This is a genomic window from Pseudomonas sp. GW821-FHT07G10 (assembly GCF_059418545.1).
In genome coordinates this window covers 1-642 of sequence record NZ_JBWKQB010000074.1, presented here as the reverse complement: position 1 = coordinate 642, position 642 = coordinate 1, and the positions used below count along the sequence as shown (strand labels likewise).

Below are 642 nucleotides of genomic sequence, written 5' to 3'. Positions count from 1 at the left end.
TTCACGCTGAACGCGGTCAGTGCGCCGGCGAGCAAGGGCACGGCCAGCGTGGTCGGCAACCAGCTGGTGTTCAACCCGGGAGCCGATTTCGATCACCTGGCGCAGGGCGTGGTCGAGCACGTGACGCTCAACTACCAGATGCAGGATCAGTACGGGGCGCTCTCGAGCTCCACGGTGGACGTGACGATCACCGGCACCAACGATGCGCCGGTGGCGGTGGCCGATGTGGCCGCCGGCACGGAGAATCAGACCCTGACCCTCAACGTGCTGGCCAATGACACCGACGTCGACGACGGCCACCTGTTCACGCTGAACTCGGTCAGTGCGCCGGCGAACAAGGGTACGGCCAGCGTGGTCGGCAACCAGCTGGTGTTCAACCCGGGGGCTGATTTCGACCACCTGGCGCAAGGCGTGGTCGAGCACGTGACCCTCAGCTATCAGATGCAGGATCAGTATGGGGCACTCTCGACCAGCAGCGTGGATGTGACGGTCACCGGCACCAACGACGCACCGGTGGCGGTGGCCGATACGGCCGCCGGTACAGAGAACCAGACCCTGACGATCGACGTGCTGGCCAACGACACCGATGTCGATGACGGCCACGCGTTTACCTTGGTCAGCGCCAGCGCGCCGATCGGCCAG

General features: G+C 65.4%; 1 protein-coding gene. It reads left to right on the top strand.

Translation table 11 applies throughout. From position 1 onward, the window contains the following. On the top strand, positions 1-642 hold a 642-nt coding region (locus tag AC07O1_RS30370; protein ID WP_495091196.1), incomplete at both ends, for an Ig-like domain-containing protein.